Here is a 22,924-nt window from a genome sequence, read left to right on the forward strand (position 1 = left end):
TTATCGTGCAGGGAGAATGTATGGGTACCCAACCAGCCAAACTGCGTCCTGATCGGTTCGTCGCGCTCGGCCTAGCAATACTCGGCATCGTCTGCGCTGGTCTCGCCAGCTTGCTTCCGCCAGCGGGGCGGCTCGATATTGGCACAACCTACGCCCAACCCTATATAGATGGCTTTTATGGGTTAGAACGTAACCGGCAATTTTCGTACTCCTTCACCAAAACAAAGGCCAGCGTCTCGTTTCCCGGTATTGGGTCAAACTGGACAACGGTCGTCTTACGGGCCAACGGTTATCGACCAGATGGCGCACCACCGGCTGAATTGGTGATTGCAACCGAGACATTACAACCGGTGCAAGTGATTTTACGGAGCGATACGGCACGTTATTATCTGCTCGTGCCACCGGGTGACGACAATCTTAGGCTTCAGCTTACGAGTTCAACCTTTTCAACCGCAACCGATCCGCGTCAACTAGGAGTGGCTATCGACTGGATCGAGGCGTATCAGTTGGAATACGGTTGGCCCTTTTGGCAAGCAGTTCATTTCACCCTGATCGGGGTGCTAGGTTACTGGCTGGCGCGCCGAGTAGCAGTCGCCCCATTGCCAGCAGCGGCGCTCGTCTCAACTGTGCTCATCACACTCGGCGGCTTGCTGGCCGTTTACCGCATCTGGTGGGCTATCTTTACCCCTGTGCTCTGGGGATTGCTGGCCGGGTTACACCTTGCTTTAGGGCCACTACGCGCCTTTACCCGCTTCGCCTTTGCCCGCGGCGGCGAAACCTTGCCGCCACCCTACGAAACGTGGATCTGGCGGATCGTGCTGCTGGCAGCGTTAATCAAGATCGGTGGCGTGATCTACCCGCAAACCATTGTCTACGACGAACGTTGGCACGTGCCGCGTACCCAGATGGTGCTCGATGGCCGGTTTATTGAATTGGTCGTGCCGAGCCGGGTAACCCTGCTCGGCGATACGGTCGGCTTCGAGGGTGGTCATTTTCCCTATTCGCCATTGTGGTACCTCATCACTGCCCCCTTTGGTCTGGTAGGGATTGATCTCGGATTAGCCTCGAACGTGCTCAATACGGCCCTTGATGTATCGCGTAGCCTGCTGATCGCTTATATCGCCCTTCGCCTGTTTGGGAGACCGGTCATCGCCGTAGTCGCGGCGGGTTGTTACCATCTGCTCTTGATGCCCTACTTCTTAATTTCGTGGGGCAATTGGCCAACCCAACTAGGATTATGGGGTGCATTAGTCCTGATCGCGGTGGTACTGGCTTATTACGATCATCCCACCGATCGGCGCGCGCTGTGGGGGGTAGCGGCGGCAGCGGCACTTGCGATCCTGACCTATACCGTCGTTGGCATTATGGCGTTTACCATGATGGGCATCTACGCCCTCATCGAGCTGATCCGGCGTGAGAGCCACACAACGCAGCGCGGCAGGCTAACCCTGATCGGGCTGGTCATTGCGGAAGCGGCAGCGTTCCTGATCTACCATATCTGGTATGTGCCGGTAGTCGTAGCCGAGACGGTGCCGGTCATCGCATCAGCTTTGGCGCGACGGGCAAGCCGGGCTGAGGCGCTACCCCTGCCTACCCCAGCGATTGATGGTGCGTTTATGCTCAACCATCTCACATGGGTTGGAATCGGGCTGATTTTAGGCGGTGCCGTGCTGGCTTGGTTCACAGCGCGGCGGGCACATAGCCTGCTGATCAGTTGGTGGGCAATCTTGATCCTCTATTCGCTGGTCAACTGGACAATCGCCGACATGATTCTCAAGCATGTCTTCTTTATGCTACCGCTCGCCGCAATCTGCATGGCGCTGGCGCTGGATTGGCTGTGGAAACAGGGGATCATGGGCCGTGCGGTGACCGGCTTGTCACTCCTTTACTTGGTGATGAGCGTAGCGGTGCGCTGGTACCATTTCATCATGGAGAAGCGTCATATTGTGTAACTACACCTAACCGATATGAGCAGCATAGCGTTGCGATCTTGTCGCATTCGAATCAGGCGCCGTCACGGTGCGCACCAATCATGATACAATAGTTAAGGCTTACTCTATATTGTGATCTACTGAGGCCTGATGAAGCGACGCATTATCGACTGCCGGCGAACCGCAAATAATCTAGCGTGAACATTCCTTGCTTTTAAAGCAACAACGTTGTATGATGCGTCAAAGATGGATCGTTTGCAACCCTATGGGCTAGAAGGTAGGTTGTCATGATGCAACGGCTTGCGCAAGCGGCAAAGATCGGCATCGGCATATGGATGGCCGGCGTGATCATTGCTACCTTTCTGATTGTGCCGCAGTATGAAGGGCTGGGCGAAGCCGGGCGAATTGTGATCGTGCATGTACCGACAGCGTGGGTCAGTGTCATTGCCTTTACGATCTCGGCAATCTTTAGCGGATTGTACCTCTGGCGGCGACGCGCGCAAGATGATCATCTTGCGGTGGCGGCTGCCGAAGCCGGTCTGCTCTTTACGATTCTTGCTACCGTTACCGGCATGATCTTCTCGCAAGTGGCATGGGGCATCTTCTGGAATTGGGATCCGCGCCAGACCTCGATCTTCGTGCTCTTGTTGATCTACGCCGCTCTGTTTGCGCTGCGCGCTGCGATCGATGATGTTGACCGGCGGCGGCAACTGAGCGCCGTCTACTCACTCTTCGCCTTTGTTACCATGCCGTTCCTTTTCTTCGTCGCGCCACGCATCGCTGATAGCACGCTGCATCCTAATTGTGCGTTCATCCAAGGCAGCAACTGCGATGGCGTGGTGCTTGAGGTGGGTAAAGTCGGGCTGATTGGCGACCAAAAGGTGCAATTGCTCGGCCTCGAACGGCAAGGTAATCTGATTGTCGCCGAAGTGAAGGTCAGCACGCCGGGCTTGCAGCAAGAAGCCATCCTGTATCCGAGCTTCGACCTCGTAGATGGCGGGATGGCGGCGCGGCCTGAATTCCCCGGTTCGCGGTTCCAATTGGGCCTTGAGGAATACGATGCTGCTACTGGCGCAGTGCGGCTCAATATGGAAGCGCCGGGCACCCAACTCTTGGAAAATCGGCGGACGCTGTACACTTTCCTTGCCGCCAACCTTGGCTTTACCGCACTCTTCTTCTGGATGTTGCAAGTTCGTTCACTGGTGTTGAATGTGCAGTGGGCAGTAGCGCAACGCGGGAGGGCATAACTATGGATAATGCAGCAATTTTAGTTGCAACTGCCGCAGTATTGTCGGTCTGGATTGCAATCTTTATTTACTTGTGGCGGATCGACGCCGCTGCGCGCGCGTTGCGCCGTGAATTAGAGCGTGAGCGCGAACGCAACGAAACCGCGGCGCCTGCTGCAATCGTTAGCCGAGTGCATGATTCCGGCGAACCGGTCGAGCGCCGGTAAACCGTAGGATCAGCGCGCGCCGCACTGGTCTAGACCTTGCATAGAAATGTGGGAAAGGTGATCGTATGGCTGTCGCAACCACTCCAGTTCGCCGTGGCCTGAATATCAAGCCGCTACACATTGTCGGGCTTGGTATCATTCTGTTGGCCGTTGTGTACGGTTTTTTCGGCTTCCAAGACGGGTTCCGCGCCTATACCACCAGCGTTGATGAGGCGATGCGCAGCACGCGCAGCGTGCAACTGGCTGGCTTCCTCGGTAGCACCGGCGAGATGGATGCCCAAGGCCGGTTTACCTTTCTGCTCCAAGATGAACATGGTAAGCTGATCAAGGTCATCTCTGACGATCCGCGCCCGGCTAATTTCGAGCAGGCGATTAGCATTGTGGCAATTGGCCGCTATGATCCGGCTGAGCAGGCATTTATGGCCGATGATCTCCTCGTCAAGTGCCCGTCGAAATATCAAGAGATGAATCAACCGAAACCGTAAGCGCTGGCCGGCCATCGCCACTGGTTACTCGGTCGTTGTCCCCGACCGCTGGAAAGAGTTGCTATGTATTTCTTCGGTACGTTCTTGCTCATAGCTAGCCTTGGCATGACCTTGCTGGCTGCGATTGGCTATGGCCTCGTGCTGCGCGGGCAGCGATCTGCACTTAGCTATGCCCGGTTTGGCGTGTACGCCGCACTGGCCGGCGTCCTGATGTCATGGACGTTGCTGATAACGGTGTTTATCGCGCGCCGCTTCGATCTCGATTACGTGTACAACTATAGTTCGCGTGATCTAGAGTTCTTCTTCACCATTGCCGCCAGTTGGGCCGGACAGCCGGGCAGTTTTATGATCTGGCTGCTATGGGGGGCGATCGTAAGCGTGTTGTTGGTGCGCCGCACGAAGCACTTTGAGCCGTATGTGCTGCTGGTGGTGATGGTTATTCAAGCGGCGATTATCGGTTTTGTGCTGGTGCTCAACCCGTTCCAGCCCCTCGTCGATCCTTCGACCGGGGTAGCCCTCAATCCCAGCGATGGACGCGGCCTCAACCCGCTGCTGCACAATTTCTGGATGATTATTCATCCGCCGATCCTGTTTGTCGGCTATGCGTTGGCCATGATTCCCTTCGCGTTTGCGCTAGCGGCTCTGTGGCGGCGTGACTACGATACGTGGGTTCAGCGCGCTCTACCATGGACGCTCTCAGGATGGGCGTTTTTGGGCTTGGCCCTGCTGCTCGGCGGCTATTGGGCCTACGAAACGCTCGGTTGGGGAGGCTACTGGGGCTGGGATCCGGTCGAGAACTCCTCGCTGGTGCCGTGGCTGATTCTGACAGCGCTTATCCATGGGATGCTGGTGCAGCGTACCCACGGCGGCCTGCGCAAGACCAATCTGGTCTTGGGGGTTGCTACCTATATTACAGTTTTCTACGCGACCTTCATGACCCGCAGCGGCGTATACGCCAACTTTTCAGTCCACTCATTTGTGGCTGAAGGGATTTTTGAAGGATTGGTTGGCTTTCAGATCGTCTTGCTTGCGCTTGCGGTCATCTCACTCCTTATGCGCTGGAACGATATTCCCTCCCGCCCGCTGAGCGAGAAGTTCTTCTCACGCGATAGCTTCTTTGTGCTGGCCATCATCACGATTGTGATAACCGCGCTGGTGGTTGGGATCGGCACTTCGATGCCGGTCATCTCGGCTATTCCCGGCGTCGGCCACACCTTGCAAGAGTGGATGGGGCGCTACTTCGAACTCGATGACGGCACCCTTATGAATCCGCAAGCCCAGCCGTTTGCAGACGGTCGCTTCTCGCTGGCGCCCACTTTCTACCAACGTACCGTGCCACCGCTTGGGGTGGTGGCAATCGTGCTCTTGATCATTGGCCCGTTGCTAGGCTGGCGCGATGCGAACCTGAGCCATTTACTGCGCGCCTTGCGCTGGCCGGCGGTATTGGCGGTAGTTGCCGCAATTGTAGCCATCATCGTTGATGTGCGCGATGTGCTTGCCTTAGCTTACGTCGCCGGCGGCGCGTTCGCTTTCGGCACCAATCTGCTGATGCTAGTGCGCACGCTTCGCAGCGGCTGGCTGCGCATCGGCGGCTATCTCGCTCACCTTGGCTTTACCGTGATGGCAATCGGTATGGTCGCTTCTTCGGCTTATGCCACCCCCGATGCGCGCCTGACCCTTGCCCCCGGCGAATCGGCCCGCCTGTTCGGCTACGAGTTTATCTTCAACGGCTATCAGCTCGACGAACAGCAACGCGGCGTGCTCGATCTGACCGTTAGCGACGGTTCGCGCACCTTCTCGGCCCAGCCCTACCTCTATTACAATCAGCGGATGGGCGCTACTATGCAGACGCCCTCGATCCACAGCTATTTCTGGCACGATCTCTATATCTCGCCAGCCGGCTACGATCCTGAGCGTAACCCGGTCCGCCCAGTACTCGGCGTCGACCAGAGCGTGCAGATGGGGCCTTATACGCTGATCTTCCGTGGCTTTAATATCGACCGCGATGCGATGATGCGCGGCGAAGCCAAGGTTGGCGCAAAAGTGGAGGTGCTTTACGAGGGACAAACGATCGAGGTTGAGCCACGAGTCGAGGTGGTTGTCAACCCTACCACCAACGAGAGCGAGCTGCAATTTATCCCGGTGACGCTCCCCGGTGGCCATACCCTCTATTTGCGCGAACTTGACCCCACTAACCGCATGGTGTTGCTGGAAGGTAGCGGCCCCGGTCTCGATAACTTGCCAGTCGTGCCAGCAAAAGCGGTGATTGCCGTGAGCGTGAAACCACTCGTGGTCTTGGTGTGGGTAGGCGTCATTCTGATGGTCATCGGCGGCGCCATCGCGCTGGTACGGCGCTACCTTGAGGGCAGTCTGGCCTTGGCTGGGGTGCGCGTGCGCCTACCCAAGGCATTGCCCGAATTGGCTGCGCAATTGGGCTGGCGCGGGATTGGACGTTAACCAAGTACCATCAGGACACGTATGATGATAGCCGGCCTTGTGGTCATGACACCTTTCTGGACGGTTGATAGCGATAGATGATTATGGAACGGTCGCGGTTGGGGGCAGCCTGATTGGCTACCGATCGCGACCGTTGTTGTGAGAGCGATGACCGATTACTACGAGCTGCTGCAAGTTCACCCCAAAGCTGATGCTGAAGCGATCCGGGCAGCATACGAACGCTTACGCGAACGGTACGCGCCCGAACGGCTCGAGGGCGCGGCTGATGAGTTAGTTGAACTTGCACGGCGACGGCGCGACGAGATCGAACACGCCTATAGCATCTTGAGCGATCCGCAGCGACGGGCCGAGTATGACCGGCAATTGCACGAAACGCTCCGTCCGGCCCCGCCAGCGACGAGGGCCAAAGCTGCGGTGCCACCGCCGCCAATCGATGATGACGAACTAATCGATTTTCGCCCGCTGCCGCCGGCCCGCCGGCAAGAGCGCCCGCCGGGGTTTAATCCGCAACCATATCTCAGCTCGCAGCCGCGTCGCGATGCACCGCGCCGTGGGCGAACAGCGACGCAAGCACAACCGGTCTGGCTCATGCCATCGTTGATCGTGGCCGCCGCGACCTTTAGCATTGTGCTCGGCACGCTGATCAGTACGATGGTGGTAGCGCCGGTCGCCACCGCACCTAACACGCCTACAGCTACAATTGTGCCACCTACTCCTACATTGCGCGAAGTCTTGACCCAATTCGATGGGCAGGTCATTGCAGCGCAACAAGTGGTAGCACAAGTGCCTGATAATCCCAATGCGTGGATCAACCTTGGCAATGCGCTGTTTGACAGTGTCGTCTATGTGCGGGAACAGCTCGCGACTGGCGATGCCGAAACGCAACGCATCTATCAAGAGCGGTTGCCGCGCTGGCTTGAGGCGGTAGATGCCTACCGCAAGGCACTGGAATTGCAACCGGGCAATGATGTCGTGCGCGCCGATATTGCCGCCAGTTTGTGCTATTACGGCCTTGATACCGGTAATCCGGATCGTGCCCAAGAGGGGTTAGCCGAGGCCGAGCAAGCGTTGCGCGCTGCACCGCAAGATGCCCGCGTCTTGCTCTCGCACGGCATCTGCTTGATCGCCGTTGACCCGCCCCAAACCGAGCGCGCTCTGCAACAATGGCGACTGGTGCTTTCAATTCCGGGGGTGAATCCGGGTTTACAATTGCAAGCCCAAATATTAATTAATGAACACAGTCAATAAGACAACAAAACATCCCACTAAGGATATGTTACAATGGCAGAGATGAACGGGCTTCATTACTATCGTCTGCTGGGGATCAATCCAGACGCCGATCAAGCAGCGATTGCGGCTGCTTACGAACAGCAACGGCAGCGGTACTCGCCCGATCGCCTTGCCGAGCTTGACGACGAATTGCAAGCGATTGCGCGCAACCGGTTGGCTGAACTCGAACGCGCCTATCAGGTGCTGAGCGACCCAGAACGCCGGCGACAGTACGATATCAGCCAAGGGTTGATCAGGCCAGCGAAACCGCTGGTGCGGCGTAGCCTTAGCCAACGCGAAGCCATCAATGCCTTCATCTTTGCCTTTCTGGCCGTTGGTCTGGTAGCTGCCGTCTGGATGTTCACCAACCGCGACACCATCCGCGGTCAGGCAATGGGTGAGGTCAACCGCCCGGCACCCAACTTTACGGCCCCCGAATTGCGTGGCGGCACCATCGAACTGGCCCAGTATCGCGGTAAGGTGGTCTTAGTCAATTTCTGGGGCACGTGGTGCGAACCATGCAAACGCGAACTGCCAGCTTTGCAACAGGCCTACGAGCAGTTTGCGGAACAGGGGTTGATGGTCATCGGTGTGAATTTGACCGATGATGAGCGCGTGCAAGGTCAAACCGTCGAAGGAGTAGCTGCATTTTTAGCCCAATATGGCGTTACCTATCCGATCGCGCTTGATGTTGATGGCAAGATCACTGAAGCCTATCGGGTATTCCCATTGCCGACCAGCTTCTTCATCACGGCTGATGGCCAGATCCGTTACGTACATATCGGTGAACTCACCTTTACCGATATTGCCGCCCGCTTTTCTGAACTCCGGTCAGCCGGCGGCGGTCAATAACAATGGGTATCACTGACACCGGGGTAAACGCCATGGAGCAGCAGCAAACGATTTTAGTTGTCGATGATGACAATGGCTTGCAAGAATTGGTGCGTGTCCGGCTTGAGCAAGAAGGCTACCGGGTTCTGCAAACGACTAACGGTCACGAAGCGATCAAGATAGTCCGCCAACAACGGCCCGACCTCGTGATCCTTGATATTATGCTGCCCGATCTTGATGGCTTGACCGTCTGCCAGCGGGTGCGCGAGTTTGCCGCTACGCCGATCCTGATGTTGACCGCCAAGACGATGCCCCAAGACATCATTACTGGCCTCGATCAAGGAGCCGATGATTATCTGACCAAGCCATTCAACTACGATGAATTGCTGGCCCGCGTGCGGTCGCTGCTCCGACGCGTACCACCGGTCAATCGTTTGCTCACTGCCGGCAACGGCGTGCTGAGCATTGATCAGCGCAGGCGCGAGGTGCGGGTGCGCGGCGAGTTGATCGATCTGACCCCGACGGAGTATCAGTTGTTGCAAGTGCTAGCCGAACAGGTCGGCACCGTCGTGACGCACGAACAACTCTTACGCGCTGTGTGGGGCAACCAACAGGCGCGCGACAACGATTATCTCAAAGTCTATATTTGGCATTTGCGGCGCAAAATCGAGCTTGATCCGCGCCAGCCGCAACTCTTGTTGACCGAATGGGGGGTAGGGTATCGCCTCGTTCCCTAATTGACAGCCGGCGGCGAGCATGCTATACTATCTTTCGCTAACAAGCGGGAGTAACTCAGTTGGTAGAGTGTGTGCTTCCCAAGCACAATGTCGCGGGTTCGAGTCCCGTCTCCCGCTCCACTACATCCCCTGACTTATCGTCAGGGGATGTTACTTTGCCAGATAAAACCGACCACCGGACAGCTCCGCACTATTCCACCTCACCCAACCTACCCCCGCTAAATAAGTGGATTCCTTACAAACTGCCTCCAACTTCCTCGTTACCATCACCCTTTTCGCGCGGTATCTATAAGTAGAGCCGATTCAACAGATGCCAGCGCAACGGCAGCCATCAAGCTCACGCAGCACAGCGGCAGAGGAGCACAACGGTATGTCATTATGCGTCAACGATCAACTGGGTGGTTTAACTTATGCCATTATCGGCATGGCAATGGCAGTGCATAACGAGCTTGGCCCCGGCTACCGCAAAGCTGTTTATCACCGGGCTATGCACCAACAATTGCGCAAGCGCGGGTTCGCATCCGAGTACGAACCCCGCCTGCCAGCCTTGGATCGGCCCGGGGGTCTTGTCACCGTTTACCGGCCTGATCACCGCGTTGAACACGTGATCCCCGTGTCATACAACGCACACTTCTCCCCCCTGACAAATGATGAGATCGCGTAGTGCCTCAAATACTTTGCCGCCTTAGACTGTAATGTGTGTCTCCTGTTTAACTTTGGCCGGCCCAGACTCGAATGGAAACGCCCTTTCCCCCCAAAAAATATTGCACCATCGTCATCGTCGACCAAAATCACAACCTTTTTGCCACTCATCTCCTCACAGCAAAATATAACCATGCACGGCTAACCGTGCATGGTTCCCACTCACTTATTCGTTCCCCTATTCGTTATCGGTTGTACTTATTCCAAACCCAAATATGCTTTCTGCACCATTTCATTGTCGCGCAGATTGGCGGCAGTATCTTCAAGCACAATCTCGCCGCTCTGCAACACATACCCGCGATGAGCGATGGATAGCGCCTGCAACGCATTCTGCTCCACCAACAGCACGGTGGTACCCTGCTGATTGATCGTCTGGATAATCTCAAAAATCTGCTCAACCAGCACCGGCGCTAACCCCATCGATGGTTCGTCAAGCAGCAACACTTGCGGACGCGTCATCAAAGCGCGACCGATGGCTAGCATTTGCTGCTCACCACCCGACAACGTACCGCCTTTTTGACTCACCCGTTCGCGCAAACGGGGAAACAGCGTCAGCACCCGATCAAGATCGGCCTGATACTCTGGGCTACGCGTATTGTACAGAAACGCCCCCATTTCAAGATTTTCCAGCACCGTTAGGCGGGGGAAAATCCGGCGCCCTTCCGGCGATTGCGCAATCCCCAATTTCACAATTTCGTGGGGCGGCAAGGTATCAATACGCTTCCCATTAAACAACACCTGCCCTTGACGTGGTTTGAGCAAGCCAGAGATCGTGCGCAACGTCGTGCTCTTACCGGCGCCGTTCGAGCCGATCAGGGTGACGATCTCACCTTTTTCGACCGTCATCGAGATGCCCTTGAGGGCATGAATTTTACCGTAATAGGTATGAACGTTCTGCAATTCAAGCAGGGCCATGCATATCCTCAATCTTCCGTCGCAGCTATTGTCCCGTGTGACTGCGGCCTGACAACCGCAATGATAGGATCGATCCGGATCGATTTCAGACCTTCACCCTCATGCCGCGTGGCCGGCAGCACCCCTGCCAAGATACGCTTCGATCACGCGCGGATTGGTACGGATCGCCTGCACATCGCCTTCGGCGATCTTGCTGCCATAATCGAGCACTGAAATCCGTTCGGAAATCGACATAACCAGTCGCATATCGTGCTCGATCAAGATCACGGTAATGTCGCGCTCATCACGCAAGCGCCGGATCAATTGAGTCGCTTCGGCGGTTTCGTGCGGATTCATGCCGGCGGTCGGCTCATCGAGCAAGATAATCTTCGGATCGCCGGCCATCGCGCGGGCAATCTCCAGCCGGCGCTGGTCGCCGTATGGCAAGTTCTTGGCTAATTCATCACGCTTATCGGCAATACCGACAAAGCTCAGCAATTCGAGCGCCTTATTACGGGCCTTCGCCTCTTCGCGCAACATTGTGCGGCCACGGAAGATAATGCTCCAGATCGACGCATGCAAATGGACATGCATCCCGATCAACACATTTTCCAGTACCGTCATATTGCCGAAAAGGCGAATATTCTGGAAGGTACGCCGCATGCCAAGGGCAGCAATCTGATCTGACCGCCAACCGGTAATATCCTGCCCAGCAAAGACGACACGCCCCTTATCAGGTTTATAGATACCGGTCAGCACATTAAAGAAGGTGGTCTTGCCGGCACCATTAGGGCCAATCACACTCACAATACTGCCCGGCTCGACCGTAAACGTCACATCATTAACGGCCACAAGGCCACCGAAGATCTTGGTGATATTCTTAGCTTCGAGAAGCGCCATGCGTCATCTCCCTGAATTGGGGCTGGTTGGTTTGGCGTCCTTATCCACTTCCAGTTCTTCCTCGGCAATCTCAATCTCATGCTGTTCTTCGCGCCGGCGCTCATCAGGCCACAACCCTTCCGGGCGGAAGATCATCATGACCACCAGCAGCAAACCAAACAGCAGACGCTGATACTGGGTCGGATCAAACTGGCGGGGGATCGGTGCACCGGCAGCTTGCGCCTCACGCAGCACTGCGGCAATGCGCGGCAAGATTTGCAAATCGAGCATCGTCACGATTATCGCGCCCAACATGGCACCGGGGATTGAACCCATCCCGCCGAGAATCACCATGACCAGAATATTGATCGAGCGCAACAAGTCGAAGGTAGGCGGATTGATAAAGAGCTGCTTAGAGGCAAACACTACCCCCATCACCCCGGCAAACGACGCCCCGATCGCAAAGGCCATTAATTTCATCCGCACCCGCGGAATTCCCTGCGCAACCGCCGCCACTTCATCTTCCCGGATCGCCTCCCATGCACGGCCAATCCGGGAATGTTTGAGGCGAGCCACGACGATCACCGTCAGCAGCACAATAATCAGTACCAAATAGTAGAAGAAGAGCTGGTACAACCGGTTGTCATCGGCCACAACCCCCAGATTACGAATCTGATCAACAATGATCAGCGGCGGGCGTTCGATTGCGCGGATACCCTGCGATCCGTTCGTGATGTTAATCGGGCGATCGAGGTTATTCGCCACTACCCGGATCACCTCGCCGAAGCCCAGTGTCACAATCGCCAAATAGTCGCCGCGCAGCCGTAGCACTGGCAAACCAAGCAAGACACCGGTGATAAGACCCAGAATGAGACCGATAATGAGGAAGGGATAGAACATAACAGGATCAACCGGGCCCCACGCCGGATTGATCTGACTAATCTGCGGGGTACTAAAGATGCCCCACGCATAAGCACCGACTGCGAAGAAGGCCACATAGCCAAGGTCGAGCAGACCGGCAAAACCCACCACCACATTCAACCCCAAGGCCAGCGTGGTAAAGATGCCCGCCTGCGTCGCCACATCAATGTAGAATGGGTTCAGAGTGCCAAAGTAGGGCAATACAACGCCGAGCGCAAACACCCCCAAGATCACCTTAAACCAAGCCGCCACCCGTGATCGATACGCCACCAGCATCGACAGCAGAAAGAGCACGAAGACAACATCGGTGCTCAACTCGGTGCGCGGATTAGTCACCAGCAGTATCGAGCACGCGAGCACGTATAAGGCCAAAAACCCATACGCTGCCGGCCCGCTGCTCAGAGGCGCCGTCACCCGTTGCCAAAGGCTTTGCGACGAAGTGCTCGTAGTCATAAGCTACACCTTCTGCGTGGTCGCCTCACCGAGCAGACCGGAAGGCCGGAAGATCAACAGCAAGATCAGAATGCTAAACGCGGCCACATCGGCATAGGCTGCGCCAGAGAAATTACCGGCGGTGAAAATCGACAAATAGGCTGCCACAAACGCCTCAAGGAAGCCAAGCACCACCCCGCCAACCATGGCACCGGTGATGTTGCCGATCCCGCCCAACACGGCGGCGGTAAACGCCTTGAGACCGGGGATCAAGCCCATATACGGATTCACCGTCCCGATGCGCAACCCAAACAGCGCGCCAGCCGCACCGCCCAATGCGCCGCCGATCAAGAAGGTCAGCGCAACGATCCGGTTAACGTCAATCCCCATCAAGCTCGCCGTTGGCATATCTTGCGCGGTGGCGCGGATCGCCTTGCCCAACTTAGTGGCATTGACAACATAATTCAACACGACCAGCATAATGGTCGCAGCCACAATAAAGATCAAATCGCGTGGGCTCAGGATCACCGGTACGCTCCGATCACCGAGCTGCATAGTAAACAGTTGGATTGGCTGACCAAAATTCGGGGTCTGGTAGCGGGCATTAAAACCCAGCGGCGTACTGGTCATCACCAAGCGAGCAAGGTCTTGCAAAATCAGCGACATCCCGATTGCCGAAATCAGCGGCACCAAACGCGGCGCACCACGCAACGGGCGATAAGCCACCCGTTCCACCGTGACCGCCAGCATGCCGCAAAACGCCATCGCCACTAATATGACCAGCAACACGAAGACCAGTGGCGGAATACTCTCCAGTGTGCCGGTGCTCACGAGCAAGAAGCTCACGGTTGCACCAACCACGCCACCAATCATGAAGATTTCACCGTGGGCGAAATTGATAAACTCAAGCACGCCATAGACCATCGTGTAGCCAAGCGCGATGGTAGCGAAGAGGAACCCGCGCACCAGCCCGTCAATAATGACCTGCGGCAGGATGATAACCACCCGCTGCATAATATCAGGCTGAGTGGGAGAGAGGATAAAGGCGAGCACAACCACGATCAGTGCTAGACTGACGGCGCTCCCGACAATGAATGCCAACAACTGACCGACCGGACCAAACACAACCCCAAGCACTTCACCGAGCGAGCGGCGAGCAGTCGTGGGGGCAACCGTTGCATCGACAGCCATGCATGCTCCGAACAGAGTAGTGAGCACATACGCAAGAGCCAACCTCTCGCGTATGTGCAGTACGGACAACCGAACGCCTTATTGCGGCGGCGCAATATCGAGGCGGCTGATCAACTCGTTCTGATTCCAGTCAGCCGCGTTGACACGCAACACAAAGTAGGTCGCCGTGGTTGGATCACCCTTCGCGTTGAACTTGAACGTACCAGTAATACCGGGGAAGGGCGGCAGGTTGCGGATCGCCTCGAGTACCTGCGCGCGGGTCGGCTTGCCGCCAGCGGTAATGGCCGCCGACAGAATGCCAGCCGCACAGATATTCGCGGCATCGAAGGCCTGCGCCGAGAAGGGCGGCGCGCCTTCGCCATACGCGGCCTGATAGTCAGTCGCATACTTCGCCGCCTTGGGGAACTGGCTCACCGGCGCGGCCACCGAGGTGTAATACATCTTATCCACCGCATCACCGGCCAGCTTCACCAGCTCATCCGAATCGAGACCATCGGGGCCCATGAACTGGGCGGTGATGCCGCGATCACGAGCCTGCCGGAAGAGCGGGCCGGCCTGATCGTAGATGCCGCCGAAGAAGATCAGGTCGGGGTTGGCCGCCAAGATTGGGGTTAGAATGGCCGAGAAGTCACTCTTCTCTTCGGTGCCTTCGAAGCCCAACACCTGAATCCCGTTGGCTTCAGCCGCCTTGCGGAAGAACTCGGCCACGCCCTGCCCGTAGGCGGTGGTGTCGTGGATGATGTAGACCGACTTGACCTTTAGCTCTTCGCGGGCGAACTTCTCGGCCACCGAGCCTTGCACGTCGTCGCGACCGACCACGCGGAAGGCCACTTCATAGCCGCCCTCGGTGATATTCGGGTTTGTATTGGCCGGCGAGACCATCGGCAGGCGGGCATTCTTGTAGTCAGGCAACGAGGCCAACGCCACACCCGAATTCAGGTGCCCAACCACACAGAGAATGTCCTGATCCGAGACGATATTCTTGGCGTTGGCCGAACCGACTTCCGGCTTCGCCTGATCATCGAACGGCACCACCTCGAACTTAACGCCCAGCGGCGACAATTGCGCATTGAGCTGCTCAATTGCCAACTCAACGGCGTTCTTCATACCGGTGCCGAGCGCCGCTTGGCCGCCCGACAGTGGGCCTTGGGTCGCAATTTTGACCGTGCCGAGCCGGCTGGCCACCGCACCCAACTGGGCCGCTAGCGCCGCCAGATCGAACTCGGCTGCGCTGCCGGTGGCAGCCTCGCCGGGAGGCGCAATCTCAAGCCGGGTCACTAGCTTGTTGTCGTTCCAATTCGCCGCATTCACCTGCAACACGAAGTAGGTCGCCGGATTGGGGTCACCCTTCTCATTGAAGGTATAGGTACCAGTTATACCCTCGTAACCCTTCAGCGCCTTGACCGCCGCCAGCACCTGCGCGCGGGTCGGCTTGCCGCCAGCCGCCTTTGCCGCATCAGCGATGGCAGTCAGACAGATGCCGGTTGCATCATACGCTTGCGCCGAGAAGGGCGGCGCGCCTTCACCATACGCTGTCTGATAATCTTGGGCGAACTTTGCAGCATTGGGGAACTGGCTCACCGGCGCGGCCACCGAGGTGTAATACATCTTATCCACCGCATCGCCAGCCAGCTTCACCAACTCATCCGAGTCAAGGCCGTCGGGGCCCATGAACTGGGCGGTGATGCCGCGATCACGAGCCTGCCGGAAGAGCGGGCCAGCCTGATCGTAAATACCACCGAAGAAGATCAGATCCGGGTTAGCGGCCAAGATCGGGGTCAAAATGGCCGAGAAGTCACTCTTCTCTTCAGTACCCTCAAATCCGAGCACCTGCAAACCGTTGGCGATAGCATTCTGCCGGAAGAACTCGGCCACACCCTGTCCGTAAGCGGTGGTGTCGTGAATAATGTAAACTGACTTAACCTTCAGTTCTTCACGGGCGAACTTCTCGGCCACGGCACCCTGCACATCGTCGCGACCGACCACGCGGAAGGCCACTTCATAGCCGCCCTCGGTAATGTTCGGGTTGGTGTTGGCCGGCGAGACCATTGCCAAGCGGGCATTCTTGTAGTCAGGCAAGGCGGCTAGCGCTACACCCGAATTCAAGTGCCCGACTACGCAGAGGATGTCTTGATCCGACACAATGTTCTTGGCGTTAGCCGAACCGACTTCCGGCTTCGCCTGATCGTCGAACGGAGCCAACTCAACCTTAAACCCTAACTCGGCGAGCGGACCCGACAATTGTTGCACTGCCAACTCGGCTGCATTCTTCATGCCGGTACCGAGCGCCGCTTGGCCGCCCGACAACGGGCTTTGGGTCGCAATCTTGATCACCTGCGTGGGGGCTGCCGTCGTCGGCTGCATAGCTTCCGTCGGCGCGGGGGCCGCGGTCGCCTGCGTCGCCGGCTGCGGCGTCGGGGTCGGCTGAGCCTGCTGGCCGCCACCACAAGCGGCGAGCATCGAGGCCAGCATACCGACCAGCAACAGGAAACTGATCGAACGCTTCATAACCGATTTCTCCTTAACTTCAAACCGGTAATCTGCCGTCTCCAGCGGTTGGCTGAACGTAACGCAACGGTGCTGAATCGGGAGCGAGTCAGCGGGACGCATCATTGCGTTGCGAACAGTTAACCACAATGGATGACAGTAGGCGAATATACGCGATCCGTGCCAGTTTGTCAAGCTTGCCGGCTAAAGCTACAATAAGGGGAGGATAACGCAGAGGAATTTCCCGGTTGGATCAACGCATGGGCGGCTCCAACCGGGAGCAACCAACGTAAAGAGACGGCGGCGATGTACGACGATTCACCGCCCATTCCGTTTTGGGCAATTGGCCTCTTGGGCGCAATCTTTCTGATCGGGATTAGCATCTTTATGCAGCAATCGCGATCAGCGGCCTTGATCGAGCAATTCGCCCGCCAACCGACGCCGGCACTACCTTTGCCCGCGCTCCCGCAGCTCGAGATGCAGAATCTGGCGCCGGAAGCGCAAGCAGCGGCCCGCGCCATTTGGCAACAGATCGCGACCGGCAATCGCAGCCAGCCGATCGATCCGGTCGCGAGCAGCCAGCGGGTGCGGGTAGCGATTGACGTGATCGAACCGACCGCCGATGGGGTGCGGATTAAGGGGACAGTGACGAATCTGACCAATGCCGATCTGCTGGTGCCGATTAGGGCGTTTGAGCTGCGCGACAGCACCGGCGAGAGCTATCGCTCACCTAGCTCGACGATGGCCAACTTGCCGCCGGGCGGTTCGACGCCGCTGGAATTGAGCGTGCCCTTGCCGGAAGGGCGCGGTCTGCTGTTGATCACCCATTTGCCGCCCGACCCGCCGATCGAGCAACGCTTGCTGATCGATGTGCGAGGAGCGCGACCATGAATACCGAGTTGAGCCAACGACTGGCTGCGGTACAGGCGCAGATTGCCGCTGCGGCAGCGGCGGCTGGACGCAGCGCGGCAGACGTGCAACTAATTGCGGTCAGCAAGACCCATCCGCCAGAGGTGGTGGCGGCAGCGGTAGCCGCCGGCGTAACCGATTTGGGTGAAAATCGGGTGCAAGAAGCACACCAAAAGATCAGCGCGTTGCACACTCTGCGCCCACGGCCACGCTGGCATTTGATCGGCCACCTACAACGCAATAAAGCCAAGCTGGCCGTCGAACTGTTCGATCTCATCCATTCAGTTGACAGTCTGCGGCTCGCCGAAACGCTCGACCGGCATGCCCGCGAGCGTGACCGGCAGTTGCCGATTCTGTTGCAGATCAATGTCAGCGGCGAAGCGAGTAAAGAAGGGTTCTGGGTGCCGGGCGGCCTGAAGAATAGCGACGCCTATAGCGTATTGCTGCGCGATATTGAAACGATCTTGTCGCTGCCAGCACTTGAGGTGCGCGGCCTGATGACGATCGCGCCGATTGTGGCCCACCCTGATGAAGCGCGACCTGTCTTTGCCGCGTTGCGCGAACTGCGCGATGATTTGGCTCGCCGCTACCCGCAGGCCAATTGGCGCGAGTTGTCGATGGGGATGAGCGATGATTTGGCGGCAGCGATCGCTGAAGGGGCGACAATGGTACGGATCGGGCGTGCGATCTTTGGCGAGCGGCAGGCGGGATGAGGTTTGCACCTCCGCTCTCGGCGGCAATGGCCGCGGACTAGTCAATCCACAGCCTTGCCCGAACCCACCCTCGTTATGACCTTGGCCAGCAATGACGTGTATTATGACAACTTAAGAGTTCTTGGTATGAACCAACTTCCAGACGACTTTACCATTTTGGCGCTTGAAACATCGTGCGACGAGACAGCCGCCGCGGTGGTGCGCGGTGGGCGCACGGTGGTCAGCAATATTGTCGCGTCACAAATGGCGACGCACGAACGGTATGGCGGTGTGGTACCCGAAATCGCTTCGCGCCAGCACATTCTCAGCTTGGCACCGGTGGTGCGAGCGGCGCTCGCGGCCCTGCCAAACGGGTGGAACGACGTGCATGCGGTAGCGGCCACCCAAGGTCCCGGCCTTAGCGGCGCATTGCTGACAGGTCTGAATGCGGCTAAGGCGATGGCATGGCAGCGTGGGTTGCCGTTTGTGGCGGTCAATCATCTTGAAGCGCATCTGTACGCAGGCTGGCTGGGCAGCGATCCGCCGCCGCCGTTCCCGCTGGTGGCCCTGCTGGTCAGCGGCGGCCATACGCTACTGGCGCTCATTCGCGACCACGGCCAGTATGTATTGCTAGGGCAGACTCGTGATGACGCCGCCGGCGAAGCGTTCGACAAAGTTGCGCGCATTTTGGGGCTGGGCTATCCGGGTGGGCCGGCGATACAGGCTGCGGCAGCGCAGGCGACTTCCGGCGGGGTATTGCCACGGGCATGGCTGCGCGACAGCTACGACTTCTCGTTTAGCGGTCTCAAGACGGCGGTCTTGCACCGGGTGCAAGACCGGCTAGCGCAAGCGGCGCGACTCAGTGGGCGTAAAGGCGGCAACGAGCCGGCGCAACTCGATGCGCCATTTGTGGCTCAGATGGCCTACGCCTTCCAAGAGTCGGTAGTGGATGTATTGGTCAGCAAAACGGTTGACGCGGCCCGCCGGCACGGCGCGCAGGCGATACTGCTGGCCGGCGGGGTGGCGGCCAACCGGCGCTTGCGCGAAGAGCTGATCCGACGTGCGCATGTGCCGGTGCATCTCCCGGCGCTCGATCTTTGCACCGATAACGCGGCGATGGTAGCGGCAGCGGCGTTTTACCGCTTCCACACCGGGGTACAACACGGTTGGGATGTAGATGTGACGGCGAATTTGCCGTTAGCGTAAAGCATCGCGGCGTGATGCCCTACGCCAACGGCACCGCCAACATTTGATTTGCAATCCGGGCAATCGCCTCGCCGTAATTATGGCCGGGGCTGGCCCAACCAGCCCCCTGCGCCCCTAGCGGGTTGTGGACGCGGCCTAGTTGCTTGATCGTCTGGGCGCTGCCACGAAAAGCACGCGGGAAGGGCCGATAGCTCAACGCCTTGGCGATCAGTTCGCGCTGAGGCGGCGTTTCGCTTCCTTCGCGCAGCGCGTATGCCAGCAACCGCCCAATTTGGGCCGGGATCGCATCATCAGCCCACGTCGCAAAACTCACCCCCGCCTCCCAACGTTGGCGTTGGGGATTGTAGGCCCAGCCGCTCGGATTCGCCGGCTGGTGCGTCTGCCACTGGCCGGTCACCCCGATTCCGGCGGGATTCCGCCGGGGGCGCTGGCTCCAGAAACTGGTCAAATTGCCGGTTTCGTGGATCATCTGCGCCACTGCCAGTACCGGGTCAACCCCCACCGGCAAACAGATGCGCACATACGCCGGAATGATGACATCGGCAATATCCTTCTCGGTATACTCGCCGTGCGGGCGGCTGAGAATATAGCGACTCATCTGATCCATCGCGGCGGTCTGCGGCCCAAGGATGGGGCTATCGGCGGTATACATCACGGCAATGCTCCTTCAGACGCGAACGATTGGCGGCGCATAGTCAACCCGTGGGTGATAGATAGATTGTAACGTGTTGACAAATACCGTCTTAATTTGGCCCAACTCACGCATAGTCAACGGCGCATCGCTGAGTTCGCCTTCGCGCACGCGGGCATCAATGATTGACTGCACCAACTCATCGAGAGTAACAGCGCCATTCGCTGATCGTTCACCCGGCTCGCCGTTGCGTTTCGCGATCAATTTGCCGTGTTGCGCTTTCGAACGAACGGTTGCCTCAACCGAGTCGGCCAGCATCAAGATCGCCTGCTCGCGGGTATAGGGCCGGGGGCCGGGGTAGCGAAAATCGCGTTCATCGATATTGTCGTAGCGTTGGAGGGCCTGCTGATAGAAATGGCGCACTAAGCCGGTGCCATGATGGGTTGCGATAAAATCGACGATCTGCTCGGGCAAACCGGCAGCGCGGGCCATCTTGATCCCCTCGCGCACGTGGTCGATGATTATCTGCGCACTGATATAAGGATCGAGATCGTCATGCACATTCTCGCGCCCCATCTGGTTATCGGTAAAGAAAGCGGGGCGAATCGTCTTGCCAATATCGTGATAATAAGCGGCCACCCGCAACAAGAGCGCATCGGCGCCGATCGCCTCGGCAGCGGCCTCGGCCAGATTCCCAACCGCCACGCTATGGTAATACGTCCCCGGTGCTTCGCGGATCAACTTGCGCAACAGCGGGCGCGACGGATGGGCCAGCTCCATCAACTGCAACGCCGTCACCTGCCCGGCCAGCCGGCCAATCATGTTAAACAGACCAAATGAGAGAATCGTCGTCAGACCGCCATTGGCAATTGCGCTAAGAACCGTGGTAAGCATCCAGTCGCTAAAGCCAGAGAGGGTAAAGATCGCCTGTTGGCTGAGCCAGAAGGTGAGTTCCAGCGCCACAACGGTAGCCGTTACCCCCAGACCGGCGATCAAAAACGAACGCAACCGTTCAGCGGAGCGCACCAGCAAGATCGCGCTAGTAGAACTCGCAAACAGGGTCACGGCCAGCGTCAGATCATTCCCTTCCATCACGCTAATCACAATCGCGGCCAGCAAACTGGCGGCAAAACCGATCTGGCCGGTGAAGACCACCGTTACCACCACAGCCAGCATCGCCAGCGGGAAAAAGACTGGGCGCGCATCGTAGATCAGCAACCCAATACGGGCGAGGATCAACGTGACCAAAATGGTGCCCACCAAGACAAAGAGAGACCGAGCTTGTTCGGTGAGGTTGGGCTGAAAGACGCGCAAATAGCCAAACAGACCGGCGCTAAGCAGGGCAGCCAGCAACCCGAAGCCAAGCAATTCCGGCCAGCCGAGCGGGCGCGGCATTGCGCCGGTAGCCTGCAGCTTCTCAACATGGGCCGGGGTGACAATCTCACCAGCGCGAATGATCATCTCGCCGGCCAACACCTTCACCTCAACCGGCGCCACCTGCGCCGCCGCATTCGCCCGCCGTTCTTCGGTCGCAACCGTATCAAGGGTACGGTTCACCCGTAAAAAGGCAGCGATGATCGTTTGGGCCAACTCGCGTTGGGCAGGATCAAGGGTGGTTGTCGCCAGCCAAAAACTCAACCACCGATCGCGCAGTTGGTTAAGCGCCCGCTCGTCAACCGCATAATCATACCGTTCAATAGCGCGATCGTACAAACTCAAGATCGTGGTGCGCAACAGCGACCACGCTTCATCATCGAGTGAGAGTATCAACCGCGCCTGTTCGGCAGACAACTGCACATCGGCGCTGGGCAATTCGCGCAGCGCGCGCAACCGGCCCGCTTCATCGAGGGTCGGATCGCTGCGCACCCGCCCGATCAATTCGAGAAGGCTAAACAGATTGCGGCGCTGTTCGATCGGGATCTGCGGATCGTTGAAATAGACCAGATTATCAGGGTTATTAGCCGCCTGTTTGCGCCGTTCGGCTGTCAGCACCTCGCTGGTATAGATCACCTCGGTGGGTGCAGTAATACTGAGCGGGCTAGGCTGGCCGACCTGCAACCCACTGGCGCTGGGGAGACGAAAGGTGAGCACAGCCCAGATCCCAGCCCAGAGTAAGAGCACCGCCAGCACCAACCGCGCCTGTGCGCGCGACAGCGCCAACATTTGCGGTTGGACTAGCCAACGGGAGAGCCGGTGGCGCGAAAGGGCCTTCATAGGCGTCTCTGGATGCGAGAAGTTACGACGCGCTCAACAGGTCACGCGCGACCTGACTCAGGGTGCGATTGTCCGCTTTCCCCTTAAACCGTTCAAGCAAGACCGGCATCACTTTACCCATGGCAGCAGGGCCACTCACGCCAAGTTCGGCGATCACGGCAGCCACCAGCGGACGTACTTCTTCAGGGCTAAGCATCTTAGGCAAATATTCGCTCAACACTGCGATTTCAGCCTCTTCGGCTGCCGCCAAATCGGTTCGGCCAGCCTTATAATAAATATCCGCAGCATCACGCCGACGCTTAATTTCACGGGCAATGACAGCCTCTTGCTCTGCCTCGCTAAGCGCAGCGTGGCTATCAACCGAAATGGTGGCTTTGGCCGCCTCAATCGCCGCCGGATCGCCGGCGTGCTCAGCCTCGATCGCCGCAACGGCCGCGTCAAATCGCTGCTTTGCGGCCTCGAGTTGGGCCGCTTGCAGTGCAGCACGAGCGGCACGAATCGCATTCACGCGCACTTTGTCACCGGCGCGCATTGCTGCTTTCAGATCGTTGGCAAGACGTTCTTGGATGGTCATACGTTCTTCTCCCCCATGATTAGTGTACG

At 58.0% G+C, this 22,924-nt stretch carries 20 protein-coding genes and 1 tRNA gene; 13 read left to right on the top strand and 8 right to left on the bottom strand.

From position 1 onward, the window contains the following. Window positions 1–20: 20 nt before the first annotated feature. From Q1A59_RS08630 to Q1A59_RS08675, 10 genes are all read left to right on the top strand, one after another. Window positions 21–1,952, top strand: a complete 1,932-nt coding sequence (locus Q1A59_RS08630; protein ID WP_298402633.1) for a hypothetical protein — start codon at window positions 21–23, stop codon at window positions 1,950–1,952. Between the two features lie 266 nt (window positions 1,953–2,218). Beyond that, entirely contained in the window at window positions 2,219–3,178 is a 960-nt protein-coding gene (locus Q1A59_RS08635; protein ID WP_298402634.1) for a cytochrome c biogenesis protein, read from the top strand. Window positions 3,179–3,180: 2 nt separating this feature from the next. Then, on the top strand, window positions 3,181–3,384 hold the full coding sequence (locus Q1A59_RS08640; RefSeq protein ID WP_298402635.1) for a CcmD family protein: 204 nt from the start codon (window positions 3,181–3,183) through the stop codon (window positions 3,382–3,384). 65 nt (window positions 3,385–3,449) lie between these two features. Next, a complete protein-coding gene (locus tag Q1A59_RS08645; protein WP_298402636.1) occupies window positions 3,450–3,869 on the top strand; it encodes a cytochrome c maturation protein CcmE in 420 nt (139 codons plus the stop codon). Window positions 3,870–3,932: 63 nt separating this feature from the next. Beyond that, window positions 3,933–6,326: a cytochrome c biogenesis protein CcsA gene (gene ccsA / locus Q1A59_RS08650; protein ID WP_298402637.1), complete on the top strand. Its 2,394-nt coding sequence runs from the start codon at window positions 3,933–3,935 to the stop codon at window positions 6,324–6,326. A 147-nt stretch (window positions 6,327–6,473) separates the two neighbouring features. Further along, window positions 6,474–7,574, top strand: a complete 1,101-nt coding sequence (locus Q1A59_RS08655) for a DnaJ domain-containing protein (protein ID WP_298402639.1) — start codon at window positions 6,474–6,476, stop codon at window positions 7,572–7,574. Window positions 7,575–7,607: 33 nt separating this feature from the next. Then, a complete protein-coding gene (locus tag Q1A59_RS08660; RefSeq protein WP_298402640.1) occupies window positions 7,608–8,447 on the top strand; it encodes a redoxin domain-containing protein in 840 nt (279 codons plus the stop codon). A 32-nt stretch (window positions 8,448–8,479) separates the two neighbouring features. Beyond that, a complete protein-coding gene (locus Q1A59_RS08665) occupies window positions 8,480–9,163 on the top strand; it encodes a response regulator transcription factor (RefSeq protein WP_298402642.1) in 684 nt (227 codons plus the stop codon). A 44-nt stretch (window positions 9,164–9,207) separates the two neighbouring features. Continuing rightward, window positions 9,208–9,283: transfer RNA gene (locus Q1A59_RS08670), tRNA-Gly, on the top strand. A gap of 250 nt (window positions 9,284–9,533) precedes the next feature. Then, window positions 9,534–9,827, top strand: coding sequence for a GxxExxY protein (locus Q1A59_RS08675; protein WP_298402644.1), 294 nt, complete (start codon window positions 9,534–9,536; stop codon window positions 9,825–9,827). A 236-nt stretch (window positions 9,828–10,063) separates the two neighbouring features. Here the strand turns inward: Q1A59_RS08675 and Q1A59_RS08680 are convergent, their stop codons facing one another. The 5 genes from Q1A59_RS08680 to Q1A59_RS08700 form a co-directional block, all read right to left on the bottom strand. Then, entirely contained in the window at window positions 10,064–10,780 is a 717-nt protein-coding gene (locus Q1A59_RS08680) for an ABC transporter ATP-binding protein (protein WP_066787132.1), read from the bottom strand. Window positions 10,781–10,879: 99 nt separating this feature from the next. Beyond that, window positions 10,880–11,659 (bottom strand): ABC transporter ATP-binding protein, encoded by a 780-nt coding sequence (locus tag Q1A59_RS08685; protein WP_298402648.1) that lies wholly within the window; start codon window positions 11,657–11,659, stop codon window positions 10,880–10,882. Window positions 11,660–11,662: 3 nt separating this feature from the next. After that, on the bottom strand, window positions 11,663–13,012 hold the full coding sequence (locus tag Q1A59_RS08690; RefSeq protein WP_298490326.1) for a branched-chain amino acid ABC transporter permease: 1,350 nt from the start codon (window positions 13,010–13,012) through the stop codon (window positions 11,663–11,665). 3 nt (window positions 13,013–13,015) lie between these two features. Next, window positions 13,016–14,182, bottom strand: coding sequence for a branched-chain amino acid ABC transporter permease (locus Q1A59_RS08695; protein ID WP_298402650.1), 1,167 nt, complete (start codon window positions 14,180–14,182; stop codon window positions 13,016–13,018). A gap of 78 nt (window positions 14,183–14,260) precedes the next feature. Beyond that, on the bottom strand, window positions 14,261–16,690 hold the full coding sequence (locus Q1A59_RS08700) for a branched-chain amino acid ABC transporter substrate-binding protein (RefSeq protein WP_298402652.1): 2,430 nt from the start codon (window positions 16,688–16,690) through the stop codon (window positions 14,261–14,263). A 285-nt stretch (window positions 16,691–16,975) separates the two neighbouring features. On the opposite strand from Q1A59_RS08700, the gene Q1A59_RS08705 reads away from it, so the two are divergent. From Q1A59_RS08705 to tsaD, 3 genes are all read left to right on the top strand, one after another. Beyond that, complete coding sequence (locus tag Q1A59_RS08705; protein WP_298402654.1) at window positions 16,976–17,560, top strand: hypothetical protein; 585 nt, start codon at window positions 16,976–16,978, stop codon at window positions 17,558–17,560. Continuing rightward, a complete protein-coding gene (locus tag Q1A59_RS08710) occupies window positions 17,557–18,291 on the top strand; it encodes a YggS family pyridoxal phosphate-dependent enzyme (protein ID WP_298402655.1) in 735 nt (244 codons plus the stop codon). Before Q1A59_RS08705 ends, Q1A59_RS08710 begins: the two co-directional genes overlap by 4 nt. A gap of 126 nt (window positions 18,292–18,417) precedes the next feature. Beyond that, window positions 18,418–19,476, top strand: a complete 1,059-nt coding sequence (gene tsaD / locus Q1A59_RS08715) for a tRNA (adenosine(37)-N6)-threonylcarbamoyltransferase complex transferase subunit TsaD (protein WP_298402656.1) — start codon at window positions 18,418–18,420, stop codon at window positions 19,474–19,476. Window positions 19,477–19,495: 19 nt separating this feature from the next. Here tsaD and Q1A59_RS08720 read toward each other — a convergent pair whose 3' ends face one another. From Q1A59_RS08720 to Q1A59_RS08730, 3 genes are read right to left on the bottom strand one after another with little or no spacing between them, the layout of a single operon-like run. Beyond that, the gene (locus tag Q1A59_RS08720; RefSeq protein WP_298402680.1) at window positions 19,496–20,128 is read right to left on the bottom strand and encodes a glucosaminidase domain-containing protein; all 633 of its coding nucleotides are present in this window, start codon (window positions 20,126–20,128) and stop codon (window positions 19,496–19,498) included. A 15-nt stretch (window positions 20,129–20,143) separates the two neighbouring features. Beyond that, complete coding sequence (locus Q1A59_RS08725) at window positions 20,144–22,321, bottom strand: HD family phosphohydrolase (RefSeq protein ID WP_299644822.1); 2,178 nt, start codon at window positions 22,319–22,321, stop codon at window positions 20,144–20,146. Between the two features lie 22 nt (window positions 22,322–22,343). Continuing rightward, window positions 22,344–22,895 (bottom strand): GatB/YqeY domain-containing protein, encoded by a 552-nt coding sequence (locus tag Q1A59_RS08730; protein WP_298402659.1) that lies wholly within the window; start codon window positions 22,893–22,895, stop codon window positions 22,344–22,346. Window positions 22,896–22,924 lie beyond the last annotated feature (29 nt).

The sequence above is a fragment of the uncultured Chloroflexus sp. genome, from assembly GCF_937951745.1.
Classification (GTDB): Bacteria; Chloroflexota; Chloroflexia; order Chloroflexales; family Chloroflexaceae; genus Chloroflexus.

Coding starts and splice junctions, on each gene's coding strand:
- Q1A59_RS08695 (WP_298402650.1), bottom strand. CDS start 14,182: ATGGCTGTCGATGCAACGGTTGCCCCCACGACTGCTCGCCGCTCGCTC.
- Q1A59_RS08675 (WP_298402644.1), top strand. CDS start 9,534: ATGTCATTATGCGTCAACGATCAACTGGGTGGTTTAACTTATGCCATT.
- Q1A59_RS08725 (WP_299644822.1), bottom strand. CDS start 22,321: ATGAAGGCCCTTTCGCGCCACCGGCTCTCCCGTTGGCTAGTCCAACCG.
- Q1A59_RS08645 (WP_298402636.1), top strand. CDS start 3,450: ATGGCTGTCGCAACCACTCCAGTTCGCCGTGGCCTGAATATCAAGCCG.
- Q1A59_RS08630 (WP_298402633.1), top strand. CDS start 21: ATGGGTACCCAACCAGCCAAACTGCGTCCTGATCGGTTCGTCGCGCTC.
- Q1A59_RS08665 (WP_298402642.1), top strand. CDS start 8,480: ATGGAGCAGCAGCAAACGATTTTAGTTGTCGATGATGACAATGGCTTG.
- Q1A59_RS08680 (WP_066787132.1), bottom strand. CDS start 10,780: ATGGCCCTGCTTGAATTGCAGAACGTTCATACCTATTACGGTAAAATT.
- Q1A59_RS08720 (WP_298402680.1), bottom strand. CDS start 20,128: ATGTATACCGCCGATAGCCCCATCCTTGGGCCGCAGACCGCCGCGATG.
- Q1A59_RS08685 (WP_298402648.1), bottom strand. CDS start 11,659: ATGGCGCTTCTCGAAGCTAAGAATATCACCAAGATCTTCGGTGGCCTT.
- Q1A59_RS08660 (WP_298402640.1), top strand. CDS start 7,608: ATGGCAGAGATGAACGGGCTTCATTACTATCGTCTGCTGGGGATCAAT.
- Q1A59_RS08705 (WP_298402654.1), top strand. CDS start 16,976: ATGTACGACGATTCACCGCCCATTCCGTTTTGGGCAATTGGCCTCTTG.
- Q1A59_RS08690 (WP_298490326.1), bottom strand. CDS start 13,012: ATGACTACGAGCACTTCGTCGCAAAGCCTTTGGCAACGGGTGACGGCG.
- Q1A59_RS08640 (WP_298402635.1), top strand. CDS start 3,181: ATGGATAATGCAGCAATTTTAGTTGCAACTGCCGCAGTATTGTCGGTC.
- ccsA (WP_298402637.1), top strand. CDS start 3,933: ATGTATTTCTTCGGTACGTTCTTGCTCATAGCTAGCCTTGGCATGACC.
- Q1A59_RS08730 (WP_298402659.1), bottom strand. CDS start 22,895: ATGACCATCCAAGAACGTCTTGCCAACGATCTGAAAGCAGCAATGCGC.
- Q1A59_RS08700 (WP_298402652.1), bottom strand. CDS start 16,690: ATGAAGCGTTCGATCAGTTTCCTGTTGCTGGTCGGTATGCTGGCCTCG.
- Q1A59_RS08655 (WP_298402639.1), top strand. CDS start 6,474: ATGACCGATTACTACGAGCTGCTGCAAGTTCACCCCAAAGCTGATGCT.
- Q1A59_RS08710 (WP_298402655.1), top strand. CDS start 17,557: ATGAATACCGAGTTGAGCCAACGACTGGCTGCGGTACAGGCGCAGATT.
- tsaD (WP_298402656.1), top strand. CDS start 18,418: ATGAACCAACTTCCAGACGACTTTACCATTTTGGCGCTTGAAACATCG.
- Q1A59_RS08635 (WP_298402634.1), top strand. CDS start 2,219: ATGATGCAACGGCTTGCGCAAGCGGCAAAGATCGGCATCGGCATATGG.